The sequence below is a fragment of the Streptomyces sp. NPDC004609 genome, assembly GCF_042873655.1.
GTDB lineage: Bacteria > Actinomycetota > Actinomycetes > Streptomycetales > Streptomycetaceae > Streptomyces.
The window spans coordinates 337,119-354,425 of sequence record NZ_JBIALS010000003.1 but is presented as its reverse complement, the minus strand read 5'-3'; the positions used below and the strand labels follow the sequence as shown (position 1 = coordinate 354,425).

Genomic DNA, 17,307 nt, shown 5'->3' with positions numbered 1-17,307 from the left:
CGCAGCCCCATCACCTACGAAGCCACACTCGAAGCACCACCAACTACGCTGGCATCAGCCGCATAACCCGTGTTCAGGATTCGGGGTCAAGGCCCACCCATGTACCCCATGGCTTCTACATCGGGGACAGCACAGACAGCGTCCGCTCCCAGATCGCTGCCCTCACCTATGTCGACACCCATCTTGGACGGCTGATCGACACGCTGACCCGCGATCTCCGTTGGCTGATCATCATGTGTGCCGATCACGGTGACGCCTTCGGGGAGGGTGGATACCGGGGGCGGGGAATCGTCCGCCCGGAAGTCACCAACGTCCCGTTCGCGGCCTGGCTGTCCTGACGCACCGCTACTCTCGCGTCGCATGAGCGACGACAGCACCAGCACCCCTGCCCGCGACGCGTCCGTGGTCGTAGCCGTGGACGGGACGGGACAGGTAGCAATCCTGTCCGCCCACTTCCCCGACCACGGCGGCGAGTATCTGTTTCTGCCAGGCGGACGTAGGGAGGACGGCGAGACTCCGGAACAGTGCGCCCGGCGAGAACTCGCGGAGGAAGCAGGGATCACTGCCGAAGCATGGAGCCCGCTGGGTTCGTATGCCATCACTCTCGCTTCGCCCGCTCGTGTCAACCTTTTCGAGGCGCGCAGGCTCTCTCTGGGCCCGCAACAGCTGACCCCCAGCGAACTGGATTACAAGCTGACGTGGTGGCCCATGGACGAAGCCGTACAAGCCGCTACCGAGGGCCGTTTCCTTCTTCCCGCCGGTCCTCTCGCACTCATGCTGGCTGCTCGGGCGAGTGCGTGAAGCTGGGAGCGCCGTTGGCCATCAGGTTCAGGCCGGATGCCACCACCCCGGTTCCGTGCCAGGTCCGGAACCTTCTGTGGCAGTCGCGCCAGGCCGGATGCCTGAACGGATACGGCGACAGCCTGCAGAGAACCCCGACTGCGGGTGTCCAGAAAATCAGTGCCCTGTTTCATTCCCGTCGATACGACCTTCCCACCCATCCTGGAGGAGCAGACGTGACACAGCAGAACGCTGACGAGCGGCCCGGGATCGCCGCGGCCATCGTCGTACACGACAGCCGAGTGCTGATGGTGCGGCGTCGGGTCAACGAGGGCCGACTTTCTTGGCAGTTCCCCGCCGGGGAGGTCGATCCCGGCGAATCGCGCGAGAGCGCTGCTGTACGGGAGACTCACGAGGAGACCGGGTTGAAGGTGAACGCCCTCAAGCTGCTCGGCGAGCGCATCCATCCAGCGACCAGGCGGCTGATGTCCTACACCGCCTGCGAAGTGGTCAGCGGCACCGCGCACGTTGCTGACACCGAAGAGCTGGACGAACTCGCCTGGGTCGCCCACTCAGACATTCCCCAGTACGTTCCGTACGGCCTGTTCGAACCGGTACAGCAGCACCTGGACGCCACACTGGGCTGACGCCGCCACCAGCCCATCGTGCATCGGTAGGCCGGAAGCGGCTGAATCGGCGGAGCTTGCGCCGCGTCGCTTCAGCCGCTTCTTTTGGGCTTGGCAACCAACTGCGGGAGTGGGCCTGGGCCTTGTCCCCGAAGAGTGGACACCTGTTCGTGTCGTTATGCGGCAAGTGTCAGGGTAGCCGACTGTTGTTCGTAGGTGATCGGCGCCTGCTGTCCGTTCGCCGAGTGCCGTCGGCGGGTGTTATATCGGGTGATCCAGCGGAAGACCGCCAGGCGGCAGGCGCGGGCCCCGTCGAAGCGGCGGGCGCCACGGAGCGTCTCGCGTTTGAGGGCCGCGTTGAACGACTCGGCGAGTGCGTTGTCCGCGCTCGTGCCGACCGCGCCCATGGACTGCCGCACCCCCAACTCGGCGCAGACGGCAGCGAATTCGCGGGACGTGTACTGGGCGCCGTGATCGCTGTGGAAGACGGCGCCGGCCAGGCTGCCGCGGGCCCGGGCGGCTGCCCGGAGCGCGTCGGTGACCCGCTCGGTGCGCATGTGATCGGCGATCGACCAGCCCACCAGGCGGCGCGAGAAGCAGTCGATCACCGTCGCCAGATACAGGAACTCGCCGTCGCCCACCGGCAGGTAGGTGATGTCGCCGACGTACGTGGTGTTCGGCGCGGTGGCGGTGAAGTCGCGCCCCAGCAGGTCCGGCACAGGGGTGGCGGACGGTTCGGGCACGGTGGTGACCTGGCGCCTGCGCAGCCGCAGCCCGGCGATGCCGAACTTCCGCATGATCCGTCCGACGCGCTTGTGGTTCACGCGCTCGCCGTCGTCGTGCAGCTCGGCGGTGATGCGGGGGCGGCCGTAGGTGCCGTCCCACTCGGCGTGCACGGCCTGGATCCGCCCGGCGAGCGCGGCGTCCGCCTGCTCGCGTGCGGCGCGGGCTGCGCGGCCGGCCCGCCACTTGTAGAAGCTGGAGCGGGCGACCTCCAGCACGGCACACAACCGCTTCACGCCCCAGGCGCGGTGGTGGTCCTCGACGAACTGGAAGCGGTTGGTCACCAGGTCATCTCTTGTGCGAAAAACTTCGTCGCCTTGCGGAGAATGTCCCGCTCAGTGGCGAGTTTCTGCATCTCTTTGCGCGCTGCCGCCAGCTCCCGGCGCAGGGCCTCGTTCTCGGCCTGAAGCTCCTCGGCCGTCGGCGGGGAATCCACCGTGTTCATCTCCGTACTCGTCGTGCTGCCCCCGCCGTGGCGGGCCCGTTCGGCCCGCACCCAGTTACGTAGCGTCTCCCGGCTGACCCCCAGATCCTTGCCGATGCCCTCGAAGGTGTGGCCCGGATCCGACAGGTACAGCGCGACCGCGTCCGCCTTGAACTCGGGCGAGTAGATCTTCATCACCATAAAAGATGCCTCCTACCCGGCCCCTGCCGGGGCCGGGCTCAGAAGACCGCCACCGGCCGGGCTCAGCGGGAAGAAGCGGAACGCAAGCAGGCCGAGTACGCGGACCGGGCCATCACCGCCAAGTACCAGCTCCGCAGCCTCCGTCGCAAGATCCGTGACGACGGTGCCACCCCACCCGACCTCCCGCCCGCACTCCGCGACGTCGACCCACCCGAAACCGACACCAACCCCCATCTGGAGGAACGTCTTTGAAGGGCTCCACCCACCGCCGCTGCTACTGCCGCGACCCCCGTACCGGTAAGCCGCTCGGCAAGAACTGCCCCAAACTCACCAGCCGGAAGCACGGTTCCTACTCCATACGCCAGGAACTCCCGCCCCGCGAAGACGGCACCCGCCGTTCCTTCAGCCGCGCCGGCTACGACGCCCTGAAGGCTGCCCAGGCCGACCTCGATCACGTACGCGCTCTTGTCGGCCTCGCCGAAAGCGACGACCCCGAGGGCCTCGCACAGATCGCCGCCCTTCTGGAGCTGGTCGCCGACGAGAAGTCACCGCTGCCGGACATCGAGGCCACCCGGCGGCGCCTCGCCCACGGCCTCGACCTGACCAGCCGCCTCACCGTCGGGGACTGGCTGGACATGTGGCTGGCCGGCAAGAAGGGGCGCCAGAGCGCGATCAGTCGCGACGAGAGCAACATCCGTGTCCACCTCAAGCCGCGCATCGGCCACCTCCGGCTCGACCGTCTTCGCGTGGCCCACCTGTCGGAGCTGTTCGAGGCCATCGCCGAGGCCAACGTCGAGATAGCCGAAGGCAACGCGGCCAGGCGCAAGGCGTTCGAGGATCTGGCGCAGATCCCCTGGAAGGGCCGCGAACACCGCGCTCATCGCAAGGTGATGAAGGCAGCCATCGACGGGATGGAGCCCTACCGCCGGATCGTCGGCGCGGCCACACGCCAGCGGGTCCGCTCCACTCTCAGAGCCGCGCTGAACGCTGCCATCGCCCAGCAGCTGATCACCTTCAACCCGGCCGCCCACGTCGAGCTGGAAGCGGGCAAGCGCCCCAAGGCCCTCGTCTGGACGGACGAGCGGATCCTGTACTGAAAGCGCACCGGTGAGAAGCCCTCCCCGGTGATGGTCTGGACGCCTCAGCACACCGGCCTCTTCCTCGACCATGTCGCCGAGGACCGCCTTTACGCGCTGTTCCACCTGGCGGCGTTCCGCGGACTGCGACGCGGCGAGGCATGCGGCCAGAAGTGGATGGACACGCATCTGGCGACCGGGTCCATCACCGTCGCCAAGCAACTCGTCGTCGATGGCTGGGAGGTGTACGAGGACGACCCCAAGACCGACTCCGGCGCGCGCACCATCGCCCTGGACTCCGACACGGTCGACGCGCTGAAGCGCCACCGCGCTCAGCAGGACGAGGACCGAGAGAGGTGGGGGAGCGCCTGGGTGGAGACCGGTCGCGTCTTCACCCGGGAGAACGGCGAACTGCTCCACCCCGCCAACGTCACCCGCCGGTTCATCGAGCTGTACGAGGAGATCGGCCTTCCGCCGATTCGCTTTCACGACCTGCGTCACGGTGCCGCGACCCTGGCTCGCGCGGCCGGAGCCGACCTGAAGGACATCCAGGAGATGCTCGGCCACTCGTCGATCACCATCACGGCCGACACGTACACGAGCCTGTTCCCCGAGGCGGACCTGGCCATCGCCGAGGCTGCGGCCAGGCTCGTGCCGCGTGCACGACCCACCGCCGAGCCCCAGCCCGAGCCCGGGTCAGAGCCCGACGAGCCCGGCTCGGAGATCGTGCCGAATGGTGTTGATCGGTTGGGGGAAATTCAGGAGATCAACTCTCCGTCCGCGCACGCACCGCTCACGCAAACGGCCCCGGACGACGAGTCCGAGGCCGAATAGAACCCCTCCCTGAGGGAGAAACCCCAGGTCAGAGCGGTAACGCGTTGTGCCCCCGGCAGGATTCGAACCTGCGACACCCGCTTTAGGAGAGCGGTGCTCTATCCCCTGAGCTACGAAGGCGGGGGATCTCGGTGAGACCCGGCGACTAGCGTAGCGGATAAGGGGTGCAGGCAGGCAACGTTATCGTTTGGGCAGGTCAGGGGCGGGCCGGGGGAAGGGTGGGGAGGGGAGCTTGACGGGTGCGGGGGTGCCGCATACCGTCGCCGCTCGTACCGAGCGAACGCTGGGAGAGGGCGACCGTGCCGCACCCCGAAACGCACCGACGTCATGAAACGGCCCTCACCGCGCCGGGTGGGCCGTTTGCCGTGGTACGGGGGGAGGACGGCGGGCTGCTGTACGCCGACGCGCCACGCACGCTCAAGGAGTTCGTGGAGGCGACGTGGGGCTTCGGCGACCGGATGTTCCTGATCGCCGGGAGCGGCACGTACACCTACCGTGAGTTCTTCGCCGCCGCCTGCGCGCTCGCCCGGAGGCTCGTCGACGAGTACGGGCTGCGGCCGGGTGAGCGGGCGGGCATCGCGATGCGCAATCACCCCGAGTGGCAGATCGCGTTCTGGGCCGCCCAGCTGGCCGGGCTCGTCGCCGTGCCGCTGAACGCGTGGTGGACGGAGGAGGAGTTGGCGTACGCGCTCGACGACTGCACTCCGAGGGTGCTGCTCGTCGACGGGGAGCGGCTGGCGAGGGTGGACTCCTGGCGCAAGCGGGTCGGGGCGCGGGTGGTCGTGTTCCATCACGACGGGGAGATCTCGGCCGGGATCGAGCGGTACGAGGACTTCGGGGAGCCCGATCCCTTCGCGGCGCCGCCCGCCGTCGAGCCGGCGGCCGAGGACGACGCCACGATCATCTACACCTCGGGGACCACCGGCCGGCCCAAGGGGGCGGTGGCCACCCAGCTCGCCCAGGCGGGGGCGGCGGTCCATCCGCGGTTCCACGCCGCGGCGGCGGCCCTGGCGCGCGGGGTGCTGCCGGGGCAGGGGCCCGCGCCCGTCGCGCTGATGACGTTCCCCTTCTTCCATGTGGCCGCGTTCACGACCCTGTACTCGACGATGGCCGTGGGCGGCACCCTCGTACTGATGCGGAAGTGGGACCCGGCCGAGGCGCTCGCGCTCATCGGTAAGCACGGGGTCACCCACTACTCCGGTGTGCCGGCCACCGCGCTCGAACTGTTGGACGTCGCGGAGAACAGCGGCGGCACTGGTGGTGGCGGCCTGGAGTCGCTCACCCACCTCAGTACGGGAGGAGCCGCCGCGCCGCCCGACCTGGTCGCGCGGCTCACCGCCCGGTACGGGCACCGGATCGATCCCCGTACCGGCTACGGCCTCACCGAGACCAGCGGGGGTGTCCTCGCCAACTTCGGCGACGAGTACCGGGCGCGTCCGGGCAGTGTGGGACGGCCCGCGCCCGCCGTCGAGGCCCGGATCTGCGGGCCCGCCGGTGAGGCCCTGCCCGAGGGGGAGGCCGGTGAGCTGTGGCTGCGCGGGCAGTCGCTCGTCCGCGGCTACTGGTGCGACGTGAAGGCGACGGCCGCCGCCTTCACTCCGGACGGCTGGTTGCGGACCGGTGATCTCGCGACCATGAGCGATGGTCTGATCAGCATCGTGGACCGGATCAAGGACATCGTGATCCGGGGCGGCGAGAACGTGTACTGCGCCGAGGTCGAGGCCGTCCTGCACGAGCACCCGGATGTCGCCGACGCCGCCGTCGTCGGGGTGCCCCACCCCGTCCTGGGGGAGGAGGTCGCGGCCGTCGTACGGCTGCGCGGCGGGGCGTCCGTCACGCCGGACGCGCTGAAGGAGTACGCGGGCGGCCGGCTCGCCGCCTTCAAGGTGCCCGCGCATCTGGTCATCGGGGACGTGCCCCGCAACCCCACGGGGAAGATCCTCAAGCGGGAGCTGCGCGAGCCCCTCGCCGCGCGCATCAGGGGCGCCTCCGGGAGCGGGACGGGTTCCGCAGGCGAGGGCTGAGTCCGATGTGACACCTCCGGTCCCGGCTGTGACACCTCCGGTCCCGGCCCGCCTCCTCGCCCGCGTCGTACCGGGACCGTTCCCGGTCGATCGGGCCGGCCGTCGTCGGCCGCCGGCTCAGGAACGTGTCACCCGGACCCGGTACTCACCCCGGTCCTCCGACACCACCGAGATCTGCACCCCGTGCTTCTTGTCCGTGAAGGACTGGCCCGGCTTGTACGGCGCGTCCGACAGTTCGGCGTGCACATTGGGCCGCCGGGTGCAGCCGCCGCTGTCGTCGTTGCCGTCCGCGACCGTGACCGGTCCGTGGCCGGTGTCCACCGTGGACTGGACGCGGTAGATCAGTACGCCCGGCTGGCAGACGGCGTCGTCGTTGCCCGCCCTGGTGCGTACCTCCACGGCGTAACCGGTGTCCGGGGTCACCGGCACGATCGCCATCTTCGAGCCGCCCGTGGTGGCCAGCGGGGTCAGGGTGTACTCGGTGGTGCCGGAGGAGGAGACGCAGTTGATCTGGTCGGAGTCCAGCCAGCCCAGCTTCCACTTGTGCCAGCCGAGGAGGTCGTTGTTGGCCCCCCAGTCCTCGGACATGATGTCCCAGTGGCCGACCGCGCCCCCGCCCTCCGAGGTGTAGAGGTCGGGCAGGCCGAAGACATGGCCGTTCTCGTGGGGGAGTACCCGGAAGCCGGTCTCGGCGTACGAACCCGAGCCGTCGTCCTGGCGGCTGTAGACGAAGGACGTGTTCGCGAGCGGTACGCCGTCGGCGACCGGGGCCTCGATGTTGCCGGAGAAGGTCACGGAGAGCACGGTGTCCAGCGCGGACGGGCCCGCGTTGGGGGTGACCAGCACATTGACCAGGTCGTACTCGCTGAAATCCACCTTCGCGTCGGCCACCGTCACGAGGTCCTCGACGAGCTGGCGGTAGCTCGGCTCGTAGGGGGAGCCGCGCTCTATCCCGTACGAGGCGAACGGGAGCGGCATCCGCAGCCATTCGGTGACGGGGGCCTGGGGGAGATAGCTGAGGCGTCCGTACGAGCTGGTCCGGAACCACTCCGAGGTCTGGGGGAAGAACTCCCCGAGGCGGTCCATCGCCTGGCCCTCGCCCGCCGCGTCGGGGAAGTCGATCATCAGGTTGAGGGCGCGGATCTCACCGGTGGAGGGGGAGTACCCGGGCGGGGTGGGCAGGCCCTCGGACATCTGGATGCCCAGGGCGGCGGGGAGGCGGCACGGCCCCACTCCCATCCGGTCGGGGGAGGAGGCCACGGGGCCGGCGTTGGCGCGGGTGGGGGGCGGGAGAGTGGCGCTGGCCGTGGTCAGGGCGGCGAACGCGAGAGCTGTCAGGGCAGCGAGCACGCCGAGGCGGCGGGACCCGGGCGTTCCGGGTATCCGGCTGGTCGGGGGTATCCGGTGGCGCGCTTGCCGCATACGACCGCCTTCGGGGCTCCGTGGCAGCAGGCCGGATCCTGGCTGCTCTGTGTCCGATCAGCCTGTGACGGGTGGGGGGAGTGCGCGCGCGGAACTGGGCCGTTCAGGGCATCGTCGCGCCGCCGCATGGGTGAGGAGATGTGATGCAGGTCACATGGATCGGGGAAATAAGCGGGGATCCTTTCCCCGTTTGAACTCGTGTCCCCACGAAACGGGGAGCCGGTCCCCGGTTCATTCCCGGGGTGGGACGGAACGTGAGGCGAAGGGAAGTGGAGCCGTGACCCCCGCCGCCGAAGTCGTCGGCAAGGCGTCCGCAGCGCCCGCCGCCGCACAGACCGGTGCCGCCGCGTCCGAAGCCCGGGCCGGTACGCGGACGGGTACGGGGACGCGGACCGGGACCGGTGGGCGGGCCGGTGGCGGGGCCGGAGCCGGAGCGGTGGACGCGGCCGGAACCGAGACCGGTGCCGCGGCGCCCGCCGTCCTCGCCCCGCGACGCGCTCCTCGCCCCAGGGCGGATGCCCTGCGCAACCGGGAGCGGATCGTGTCGGCGGCGCGGGAGATGTTCGTCCAGTTCGGGCCCGAGGTGCCGTTCGACGAGATCGCGCGCCGTGCGGGCGTCGGCAACGCCACGCTGTACCGCCACTTCCCCGACCGCCCCTCGCTCGTCCACGAGGTCGTCGTCGCCGTCCTGAGCCGTACCTGCGACCGGGCGATGGGGGCGGCGGCCGAGGAGGCCGACACGTTCGCCGCCGTACGGAGGTTCGTGCACGCGGCGGCCGATGAGCGGACCGGAGCGCTGTGTCCCATGATCTCCGGCAGCTTCGACGAGGAGCACCCCGAGCTGATCGAGGGGCGCGACCGCCTCGAAGCGGCTGTGGCGGCCCTCATCGAGCGGGCGCAGTCGGCCGGCCGGATGCGTGCCGACGTGGGCGTCGGCGATCTGATGATCGCCATCTCCCAGCTCACCCGGCCGCTCCCCGGCAGCGCGTGCCTGAGCAACGACACCTTCGTCCACCGTCATCTCGAACTGTTCCTGGACGGCCTCGAAGCGCCCGCGCGCTCCGAGCTGCCGGGCCGGGCGGCGACCCTGGAGGACCTGCGCGGACCCAAGACCCATTGATGACCAGCCGGCAGGCGACCGGGACGGCGATCAAGCAGAAGTGATCAAGCGGAAGTGACGGGGCGGCAGTGTGACCAAGCAGCAGTGTGACAGGGCAGCGGTGATCACGCGGCAGTGATCGCGTGCCAGTGACCTCGTGGCAGTGACCTCGTCCGGGAGTCGCGCCGAACGTGGCCCGGGACAGCAGTACCCCTCAGCAGTACGTCCTTTATGACCTCTTCGCACCCCTAGGTGGCTACCTCCATGTCAAAAACACCCGGCACAACGCCAGGCACGGCTCCTGGAACGGCAAAGGACACGGCCTTGCCGGATCCCCGGCGCTGGAAAGCGCTCGTCTTCATCGCCCTGGCCCAGCTGATGGTGGTGCTCGACGCGACGATCGTGAACATCGCGCTCCCCACCGCGCAGCGGGACCTCGGCATCTCCGACGGCAACCGGCAGTGGGTCATCACCGCCTACGCGCTCGCGTTCGGCGGCTTGTTGCTCTTCGGCGGCAGGATCGCCGACCTCTGGGGCCGTAAGCGCACCTTCGTGGTCGGTCTCATCGGCTTCGCCGCGGCCTCCGCGCTCGGCGGCGCGGCCACCGGGCAGGCCATGATGCTCGGGGCCCGCGGCCTCCAGGGTGTGTTCGGCGCGCTGCTCGCACCCGCCGCGCTCTCCCTGCTCGCGGTGATGTTCACCGACGTCAAGGAGCGGGCGAAGGCGTTCGGCATCTACGGCGCGATCGCCGGTGGCGGTGGCGCGGTCGGGCTGATCCTGGGTGGCTTCCTGACCGAGTACCTGAACTGGCGCTGGACCTTCTACGTCAACATCCCGTTCGCCGTCATCGCCGCCATCGGCGCGTATCTGGTGATCCGTGAGCCGGAGAGCGCGCGCAACCGCTCCTCGCTCGACGTTCCCGGTGTCGTCCTGTCGACACTCGGTCTGGTGGCGCTGGTGTACGGCTTCACCCGCGCCGAGTCCGCCGGCTGGACGGACGGCCTGACGGTCGCCATGTTCATCGCCTCCGTCGTCCTCCTGGCGGCCTTCGTCGTCACCGAGACCAAGGTCAAGTCCCCGCTGCTGCCGCTGCGCGTGGTGACCGACCGGAACCGGGGCGGCGTCTATCTCTCCCTCGGGCTCGCCGTGATCGCGATGTTCGGGCTGTTCCTCTTCCTGACCTTCTACCTCCAGGTCGTGAAGGGATACTCCCCGGTCAAGACAGGCTTCGCGTTCCTGCCGATGATCGTGGGCATGGTCGTGGGCTCGACCCAGATCGGCACCCGCCTGATGACCCGTGTCCCGCCGCGGATGCTGATGGGCCCCGGCTTCCTGGTCGCCGCGGTCGGCATGCTGCTGCTCACCCAGCTGGAGATCGGCAGCTCGTACGCCGGTCTCATCCTGCCCGCGCAGCTGCTGCTCGGCCTCGGTATGGGTACGGCCTTCATGCCGGCGATGTCCCTCTCCACCTACGGGGTGGAGCCGACCGACGCCGGAGTGGCCTCCGCGATGGTCAACACCTCCCAGCAGGTGGGCGGCGCGATCGGCACGGCGCTGCTGAACACCATCGCGGCATCGGCGACCACCTCCTACATCGCCGCCCGCGCGGCCACCGCGAACGACCCGAGGCTGCTGGAGTTCCAGGGCATGGTGCACGGCTTCACGTCCGCGATCTGGTGGGCGGTCGGCATCCTGGTCGGCTCCACGGTGATCGCGGTCGTGCTCGTCAACGCGGGTCGTCCGGGCGCGGGCGAGCCCGGGGCCTCCTCGGAGGACGGCGAGCACGCGGAGACGAAGATCCCCGTCGTCGTGCACTGAGGCGCGGCCGCCGGTGAGGGGTCCCGGGGTGCTCCGTACCGAAGGGTGCGGAGCACCGCGGAAGCCGTAACGGGCGGAAACCGTAGCCGGTAGCGGTCGTACCGGGGAGCGTTCGTGCCCGGTAGGGGGCGGACCGCGCAGAGGCCGTACGGCGGGGATGCCGTCCGGCCCGGGAGGCCGCGTACCGTCCGAGGGGCTGTACCACCTGGGAGCTTGCACGAAGGGGCCCGTCCGGATCGCATCCGGGCGGGCCCTCTCGCGTACCGGTGCGCGTCGCCGGACGGGCATCGGCCGGTGCATCGGCCGAGGAAGGTGTCGGTGGTGTCGGGGGCGTGCGCGATGTCGGTGGTGTCGGGGCGAGCAGGGGGTACGGGATCGCCGCGGCCGGGTCTCTGGGTGCCCGGGTGCTTCAGGCCCGGGTGCTTCGGGTTCGGCCGGGCGGGTCGGGTCGGGCGGGTCGGTCGGGTCGGGGCCGGGCCGCCGGGATCACCTCAGCCAGGGAAGATCCGCCCCCGAGTCCTGCGGCTGAAGTCCCTCCGCCATGATCCGCATGATCTCGCCCAGCTGCTCCACCTGCTCGGGACTGAGGCGGTCGAACATGGCCTGCCGTACGGCCTCGACATGGCCGGGCGCGGCCTGCTTCAGCACCTCGTGGCCCTCGTCCGTCAGTACGGCGTTCTGCCCGCGCCTGTCGGAGGGGCAGTCCTCGCGGCGCACCCAGCCGTGCTTCTCCAGACGGGCGACGGCGTGCGAGAGCCGGGAGCGGGTGATCTTGGCGTCGATGGCCAGTTCGGTCATCCGCTTACGGCGCTGCGGGGCCTGGGACAGCTCGACGAGCAGTCCGTAGTAGATGTGCGGCATACCGGCATCACGCTGCAACTGGCGGTCGAGGTGGTCGTCGAAGAGCCTGGTGGCATGGAGATAGGCGCGCCAGACGCGCTGTTCGTCATCGGTGAGCCAGCGCGGCGCGCGCTTGCCTCCGCCCGTGGATGCCGTGTTCATACCTCCTACTGTACGACCAGTTCTTGAAAGTTGAACTATTTGGATTTACGGTGGGTCTCTCACTTGAGAATTCAAGTAGATCGGAGTCTCCTCATGACCGCCACCCCCTCCGTGGAGCGCATGCCCGCGCTCTATCTGTCGCACGGGGCGCCGCCGCTGGCCGATGACCCGGTCTGGCCCGGGGAGCTGGCCGCGTGGTCCGCCGGGCTGCCGCGCCCCAAGGCGATCCTGATGGTCTCCGCGCACTGGGAGGAGGCCCCGCTCGCGCTCGGCGCCACCGAGACGGTGCCGCTGGTGTACGACTTCTGGGGCTTCCCCCGGCACTACTACGACGTTCGGTACGCGGCGCCCGGCGCTCCGGAACTCGCCGACTCCGTACGGAAGCTGCTGCGCGGCGCCGGTACCCCCGTACAGGACATCCCGGACCGGGGCCTGGACCACGGCGCGTACGTCCCGCTGGTGGAGATGTTCCCGGGCGCGGACGTGCCCGTGCTCCAGATCTCGATGCCGACCCTCGATCCGCAGAAGCTGATGGACATCGGGCGCAAGCTCGCCCCGCTGCGGGACGAGGGTGTGCTGATCGTCGGGAGCGGGTTCTTCACCCACAATCTGGCCGCGCTGCGGCAGGGCGGGATTCCCGGCTGGTCGGCCGAGTTCGACGACTGGGGCCGGCGGGCGCTGGCTGCGGCCGACGTGGACGCGCTGCTGGACTTCGAGAACAAGTCCCCGGCGGGTCGGCTCGCGCACCCGCGGACCGAGCACTTCGCTCCCCTCTTCGTCACCCTGGGGGCCTCCCAGGGTGAGCTGAAGAACGGGCGGAGTGTGATCGAGGGCTTCTGGATGGGCCTGGCGAAGCGCTCGGTCCAGTTCGGCTGACGGCCGTGTGACCGCGTGCGGCCCGGCGTCCCGACCGCTCCCAGAAGGGCGGCACCCGCGGGACCGGCCGGGCGGCTCCGGCAGCGGCGGCCCTCTGAGGCCCTGAGCCCCGCCCGGAGACCGGGATTGCGGCACCTACAGGAACGGGACGTTCAGCTCGATCGACCGCACCGCCGCGGCCAGCGCCGTCCCGTCGCCCACGTCGAGAGCCGTGTCCGTGAACTTGATGGTGTGATCGTCCCCGTGCGCGGCGGCCCGCTCGAAGATCTCCTCCGGGGTCTGCCCGGCGGGGGCGTACGGGACCGGCTCGGCCGGACTGTACGCGGCGGTGACCGCGGCACTCGCCGCCCACGCCGCCCCCAGACTCGGAGCCCACAGTCCCCGGGGCAGCGCGGGCAGGGTCCGCAGTACGGCATTGGGCGCCGTGGCCGCGTGCACCAGCATCACCGGAGCGCCGTGTCCGAAGCCCGCGTACCGGTGTGTCGAGGCGGTGACGAGCTCCCGCAGCCGCGCATGGGCGGCCTCCGGATCGGTCCCGGTCCCGGCCCACGCGGGGAAGACGGTCAGCTGCCGCAGCCGGTGCTCGATACCGCCGGACTGATCGGGCACGGCCGGTACGGCGTCCAGCGCGGCGGCGGCGCCCGTCGGGGAGGTGGTGCCCGCCGGGGGCCGTGTCTCCGGCAGCGGCCGGTGCCGGGCGGTCCAGTAGCCGAGGGCGTGCGCCAGCTCCGTGACCCGGGGTCCGGTCGGCTCGGTGGTCAGCAGGGTGCGTACGGCGTGGCCCACCCGGATCACCGGATGCGTGGCACCTCCGGCGATGCCCGGCAGCAGCCGCGGCCACCACTCGGCCAGGACCTCCCGCCACGGCCGCTCCGCCGTCTCCCGCTCGAAGTGGCGGGCCCAGTCGGCGATCCTGCGCGGATCGCCGAGCGCCGCCCGCCAGTTGCCGGCGGTCACCGGGGTGTCGGGGCCCGGCATGGCCTCCAGTTTGTCGCGGTAGCGGTCGAGCCACCGGTGCGCGGTCCGCGCCTGGCCGTGCCGCACCAGGGCCTCGACGGCCATCGGCGCGTGATTGCTCAGCCAGCCCTCGCGCTCGGGTCCGCTGAGGTGGATCCGCTCCAGCGCCTCGTCGAGTGTCCCTGTGGTGTCGTCGGCGGTGCCCGTCGCTTCCATGTGCCGGACTCTAGTGCGGTGACCGGAAACGTTCACCGGCCTGCGACGCCCGGCACGGCACTTCGCCGCGTTGTCGGACCGCGCGAGTACGGCGAGTACGAGCTGCGGACCTCCGCCTTGCGCTGCACCGCACCGGACGCCGCAGGCTCACCGGCAAACCTTTCCGGTCACCGCACTAGGCGGCGGTGCCGCCCGGCCGTAACGGGCTGTGGTCCTACTCTTCGGGTCCGAGCCGCTTCTCGTACCAGGCGACGTCCCAGTACCGGCCGAACTTCCGGCCCACCTCGTGGTACGTCCCGAGGGGGCGGAAGCCGAAGCGGGTGTGCAGCCGGACCGAGGCCGCGTTCGGCTGGGTGATCGCCGCGTAGGCGCGGTGGAGGTCCTTGCCCTCCAGCGCCTCGAAGAGCGACTTGTACAGCAGGGTGCCGATGCCCCGGCCCGCCGCCTCGGGGGCGCAGTAGACGCTGACCTCGACGGATGTGGAGTAGGCCGCCTTGGGCCGAAGGGGTCCGCTCGTCGCGAATCCGAGGAGTCCGTCGGCCGCATCCTGAGCAACCAGAAGGCAGTGGGGGCCGTCTTCAGAGTGGGAACGCAACCACGGAAGACGTTGTTCGGGGGTGAAGGGGGTCGTGTCGAACGTGATGGGCGTCTCACGGATGTAGTGGTTGTAGAGCGCCGTCAGGGCCGCGAGATCGGCTTCTGAACCGGGCCTGACCTGCACCTCTGTACGTTTCTGCGGCATCTGCCCTCCCTCTGGAGCGGGACAGGATACTGCAAGATCAGAAAAATAGACGTGCGGCGCGGGAATTCTGTCCGGATTGCAATCGTTGATTCCATCGGATGCAGGGCACCCGGGAGGGTGTCGCGACCTACTCAGCAAGGGAGCTCGCATGGCAACCCGTGCCGTCGCCCGTCGCCAGTCCGAGACCAAGAGGACCACCGACCGGGCAAGCAGCGTTCGCGCAGTGGGCGGGGAAATCGCCGACCGCGACCTGGTCGGCATGTACCTCGACGAGATCGCGCGTACGCCGCTGCTCGACGCAGCCAAGGAAGTGGAGCTGTCTCAGACCATCGAGGCGGGGGTGTATGCCCGGCAGATCCTCGACAAGGAGGTCGAGAGTGATGCCGGCGGAGCCTCGCGCGAGGAGCTCGAAGCCCTCGTCGCGGACGGCGAGCGCGCCAAGGACATCTTCATCCGGTCGAATCTCCGGCTGGTCGTGGCGGTTGCCCGGCGCTATCCGCGCAGCGGTCTGCCCCTGCTCGACCTGATCCAGGAGGGCAATGCGGGCTTGGTGCGTGCGGTCGAGAAGTTCGACTACGCCAAGGGCTTCAAGTTCTCGACGTACGCGACCTGGTGGATCCGTCAGGCCATCACCCGCTCCATAGCCGACCAGTCCCGCACCATCCGTCTCCCCGTCCACCTGGTCGAGGAGCTGGGCCGTATCCGCCGTGTCCAGCGCGAGTTCAACCGCGAGAAGGGCCGTGAGCCGGAGGCCGCGGAGATCGCGGCGGAGCTGGACTCCACGCCCGAGCGCGTCACCGACGTCCTCGACTGGGCGCGTGATCCCGTCAGCCTGAACATGGCCGTGGACGACGCCGGTGAGACCCAGTTCGGCGACCTCCTGGAGGACACCTCCGCGGTCTCGCCCGAGCAGTCCGTCCTCACCCTGCTGCGCAGCGAGGGGCTCGACGATCTGATCGGCAAGCTCGACCAGCGCACCGCGTCCATCATCCGCATGCGGTACGGCATCGTGGACGGCCGCGAGCGCACCCTCACCGAGGTCGGCAAGGAGCACGGCCTCACCCGTGAGCGCATCCGCCAGATCGAGAAGCACGCGCTGCTGGAGCTGAAGCGGATGGCCAGGGACACGGGCTTCGACGAAGCGGCCTGACCGCTTCCCGAGCCCCACGAACCGGACCCCGAGGCCCTCCCCCCGGCCTCGGGGTCCTTCCTTGTGCCGGTGTGGTGCGGGTGTGTTGTGCCCGTGCCATGGCCCGGGTGTTGTGCCGGTGTCATTCCGGTGTGGTGTGCCGGGGTGTTGTGCGGGTGTCATTCCGGCGTGGTGCGGGTGGCCTCGTGGCGGCCGGCGCGTGCCGGAGGCCACCCGTGAGCCGGGGCAGGCACCCGTGAGCGGGGCCTGCCCCGGCCCTTCCGCTCAGGCGCGCCCGGCCCGGCCCGTGGCGCGTTCCAGCCGGCCGCCCAGGCCGGCCATGTACAGGATCAGCGCCTCCGGGCCGTGCACGGTGAACTCGCAGTCCACCAGGGCCAGACGGAGCGCCAGCCACTCCACGGAGTCGTGGGAGCGGGTGCGCAGACGGCTGGTCAGTTCGCCCGTCGCCACGGGTGCGCCGAGGTGAGAAGGGAGCCTCGCCGCCACGAACCCCGCGGGCGCCTCGAAGGTCACGTCCACCTCGTGCTCGGGCCTGCCCGCCCGGGACGCGCCCAGCAGTTCCACGCCGGTCGTCGGCAGCTCCCTCGCCGTGAACCTCGCCCCGGTGGCGAACGGCTCGGACACCCGGTCCACCCGGAACGTACGCCAGTCCTCCCGCCCCAGGTCGAACGCCACGAGGTACCACCGCTGCCCGGTCGACACCAGCCGGTACGGCTCGACCAGCCGTCTGCTCTCCGTACCGTCACCCGCGCGGTAGCCGAACCGGAGCCGTTCGCGCCCGGTGGCCGCGCCCGCGATCGCCGTGAGCGTCCGGGGGTCGATGGTCGCGCCGTCGCCCTGGGTCAGCGGGACCGTCGCCGCCTGAAGGGCCGTCACCCGGTGCCGCAGCCGGGACGGAAGCACCTGCTCCAGCTTGGCGAGCGCCCGTACGGACGCCTCCTCGATGCCCTCGATCGCGTGCCCCGCCCCGGCCCGCAGGCCGACCGCGATGGCGACGGCCTCCTCGTCGTCGAGCAGGAGCGGTGGCATCGCGGCACCGGCGACCAGGCGGTACCCGCCCACGGCGCCCTTGGTCGCCTCGACGGGATAGCCCAGCTCGCGCAGCCGGTCGATGTCCCGTCGGATGGTCCTTGGGCTCACCTCCAGGCGCTCGGCGAGTTCGCTGCCGGGCCACTCGCGCGGGGTCTGGAGAAGAGACAGCAGATTCAGGAGTCGTGCCGGAGTGTCCGTCATGTTTTCCAGAATGCCCGGCAACTAGGACATGACCTGGCCTATAT

The 17,307-nt window shown here is 70.3% G+C and carries 14 protein-coding genes, 1 tRNA gene and 1 pseudogene; 9 read left to right on the top strand and 7 right to left on the bottom strand.

Annotated elements, in window-relative coordinates; all coding sequences use genetic code 11:
- From ACFYT4_RS04815 to ACFYT4_RS04805, 3 genes are all read left to right on the top strand, one after another.
- A partial coding sequence (locus tag ACFYT4_RS04815) for a sulfatase-like hydrolase/transferase (protein WP_389265269.1) occupies positions 1-338 on the top strand: 338 nt, incomplete at its 5' end.
- Between the two features lie 22 nt (positions 339-360).
- Positions 361-801, top strand: coding sequence for an NUDIX hydrolase (locus ACFYT4_RS04810; RefSeq protein WP_389265268.1), 441 nt, complete (start codon positions 361-363; stop codon positions 799-801).
- A 215-nt stretch (positions 802-1,016) separates the two neighbouring features.
- Positions 1,017-1,427 (top strand): NUDIX hydrolase, encoded by a 411-nt coding sequence (locus ACFYT4_RS04805; protein WP_389265266.1) that lies wholly within the window; start codon positions 1,017-1,019, stop codon positions 1,425-1,427.
- 155 nt (positions 1,428-1,582) lie between these two features.
- Here the strand turns inward: ACFYT4_RS04805 and ACFYT4_RS04800 are convergent.
- Positions 1,583-2,814, bottom strand: a protein-coding gene (locus ACFYT4_RS04800) for an IS3 family transposase (protein WP_389265264.1) whose coding sequence is annotated in 2 segments (ribosomal slippage) — positions 1,583-2,488 and positions 2,491-2,814 — 1,230 coding nt in all. Because the reading frame shifts where the segments join, the coding sequence is not laid out codon by codon here.
- Positions 2,815-3,062: 248 nt separating this feature from the next.
- Between ACFYT4_RS04800 and xerC the strand changes: the two are divergent.
- Positions 3,063-4,724, top strand: a pseudogene (gene xerC, locus ACFYT4_RS04795) (tyrosine recombinase XerC).
- A gap of 47 nt (positions 4,725-4,771) precedes the next feature.
- Here the strand turns inward: xerC and ACFYT4_RS04790 are convergent.
- Positions 4,772-4,844, bottom strand: a tRNA-Arg gene (locus ACFYT4_RS04790).
- A 338-nt stretch (positions 4,845-5,182) separates the two neighbouring features.
- Here ACFYT4_RS04790 and ACFYT4_RS04785 point away from each other — a divergent pair.
- Positions 5,183-6,748, top strand: coding sequence for a class I adenylate-forming enzyme family protein (locus ACFYT4_RS04785; RefSeq protein ID WP_389265304.1), 1,566 nt, complete (start codon positions 5,183-5,185; stop codon positions 6,746-6,748).
- Positions 6,749-6,865: 117 nt separating this feature from the next.
- Here ACFYT4_RS04785 and ACFYT4_RS04780 read toward each other — a convergent pair whose 3' ends face one another.
- Positions 6,866-8,170, bottom strand: a complete 1,305-nt coding sequence (locus tag ACFYT4_RS04780) for a M6 family metalloprotease domain-containing protein (protein WP_389265262.1) — start codon at positions 8,168-8,170, stop codon at positions 6,866-6,868.
- Positions 8,171-8,606: 436 nt separating this feature from the next.
- Here ACFYT4_RS04780 and ACFYT4_RS04775 point away from each other — a divergent pair, with 436 nt between their 5' ends.
- Positions 8,607-9,290, top strand: coding sequence for a TetR/AcrR family transcriptional regulator (locus tag ACFYT4_RS04775; RefSeq protein ID WP_389265302.1), 684 nt, complete (start codon positions 8,607-8,609; stop codon positions 9,288-9,290).
- A 243-nt stretch (positions 9,291-9,533) separates the two neighbouring features.
- Positions 9,534-11,087 carry an MFS transporter gene (locus tag ACFYT4_RS04770; protein WP_389265261.1) on the top strand — a complete coding sequence of 518 codons (1,554 nt, stop codon included), beginning with the start codon at positions 9,534-9,536 and terminating at the stop codon, positions 11,085-11,087.
- 486 nt (positions 11,088-11,573) lie between these two features.
- Here ACFYT4_RS04770 and ACFYT4_RS04765 read toward each other — a convergent pair whose 3' ends face one another.
- Positions 11,574-12,089: a MarR family winged helix-turn-helix transcriptional regulator gene (locus ACFYT4_RS04765; protein ID WP_389265259.1), complete on the bottom strand. Its 516-nt coding sequence runs from the start codon at positions 12,087-12,089 to the stop codon at positions 11,574-11,576.
- 93 nt (positions 12,090-12,182) lie between these two features.
- On the opposite strand from ACFYT4_RS04765, the gene ACFYT4_RS04760 reads away from it, so the two are divergent.
- The gene (locus ACFYT4_RS04760; RefSeq protein WP_389265257.1) at positions 12,183-12,965 is read left to right on the top strand and encodes a dioxygenase; all 783 of its coding nucleotides are present in this window, start codon (positions 12,183-12,185) and stop codon (positions 12,963-12,965) included.
- Between the two features lie 135 nt (positions 12,966-13,100).
- On the opposite strand, the gene ACFYT4_RS04755 is transcribed toward ACFYT4_RS04760, so the two are convergent.
- Positions 13,101-14,138: a questin oxidase family protein gene (locus tag ACFYT4_RS04755; protein WP_389265255.1), complete on the bottom strand. Its 1,038-nt coding sequence runs from the start codon at positions 14,136-14,138 to the stop codon at positions 13,101-13,103.
- A gap of 214 nt (positions 14,139-14,352) precedes the next feature.
- The gene (locus ACFYT4_RS04750) at positions 14,353-14,880 is read right to left on the bottom strand and encodes a GNAT family N-acetyltransferase (RefSeq protein ID WP_389265254.1); all 528 of its coding nucleotides are present in this window, start codon (positions 14,878-14,880) and stop codon (positions 14,353-14,355) included.
- 148 nt (positions 14,881-15,028) lie between these two features.
- On the opposite strand from ACFYT4_RS04750, the gene ACFYT4_RS04745 reads away from it, so the two are divergent.
- Positions 15,029-16,030, top strand: coding sequence for an RNA polymerase sigma factor RpoD/SigA (locus tag ACFYT4_RS04745; RefSeq protein ID WP_389265252.1), 1,002 nt, complete (start codon positions 15,029-15,031; stop codon positions 16,028-16,030).
- 264 nt (positions 16,031-16,294) lie between these two features.
- On the opposite strand, the gene ACFYT4_RS04740 is transcribed toward ACFYT4_RS04745, so the two are convergent.
- Positions 16,295-17,263, bottom strand: coding sequence for a helix-turn-helix transcriptional regulator (locus ACFYT4_RS04740; RefSeq protein WP_389265250.1), 969 nt, complete (start codon positions 17,261-17,263; stop codon positions 16,295-16,297).
- Positions 17,264-17,307: the final 44 nt, after the last annotated feature.

Coding starts and splice junctions, on each gene's coding strand:
- ACFYT4_RS04810 (WP_389265268.1), top strand. CDS start 361: ATGAGCGACGACAGCACCAGCACCCCTGCCCGCGACGCGTCCGTGGTC.
- ACFYT4_RS04755 (WP_389265255.1), bottom strand. CDS start 14,138: ATGGAAGCGACGGGCACCGCCGACGACACCACAGGGACACTCGACGAG.
- ACFYT4_RS04760 (WP_389265257.1), top strand. CDS start 12,183: ATGACCGCCACCCCCTCCGTGGAGCGCATGCCCGCGCTCTATCTGTCG.
- ACFYT4_RS04750 (WP_389265254.1), bottom strand. CDS start 14,880: ATGCCGCAGAAACGTACAGAGGTGCAGGTCAGGCCCGGTTCAGAAGCC.
- ACFYT4_RS04770 (WP_389265261.1), top strand. CDS start 9,534: ATGTCAAAAACACCCGGCACAACGCCAGGCACGGCTCCTGGAACGGCA.
- ACFYT4_RS04765 (WP_389265259.1), bottom strand. CDS start 12,089: ATGAACACGGCATCCACGGGCGGAGGCAAGCGCGCGCCGCGCTGGCTC.
- ACFYT4_RS04740 (WP_389265250.1), bottom strand. CDS start 17,263: ATGACGGACACTCCGGCACGACTCCTGAATCTGCTGTCTCTTCTCCAG.
- ACFYT4_RS04785 (WP_389265304.1), top strand. CDS start 5,183: ATGTTCCTGATCGCCGGGAGCGGCACGTACACCTACCGTGAGTTCTTC.
- ACFYT4_RS04745 (WP_389265252.1), top strand. CDS start 15,029: ATGGCAACCCGTGCCGTCGCCCGTCGCCAGTCCGAGACCAAGAGGACC.
- ACFYT4_RS04780 (WP_389265262.1), bottom strand. CDS start 8,170: ATGCGGCAAGCGCGCCACCGGATACCCCCGACCAGCCGGATACCCGGA.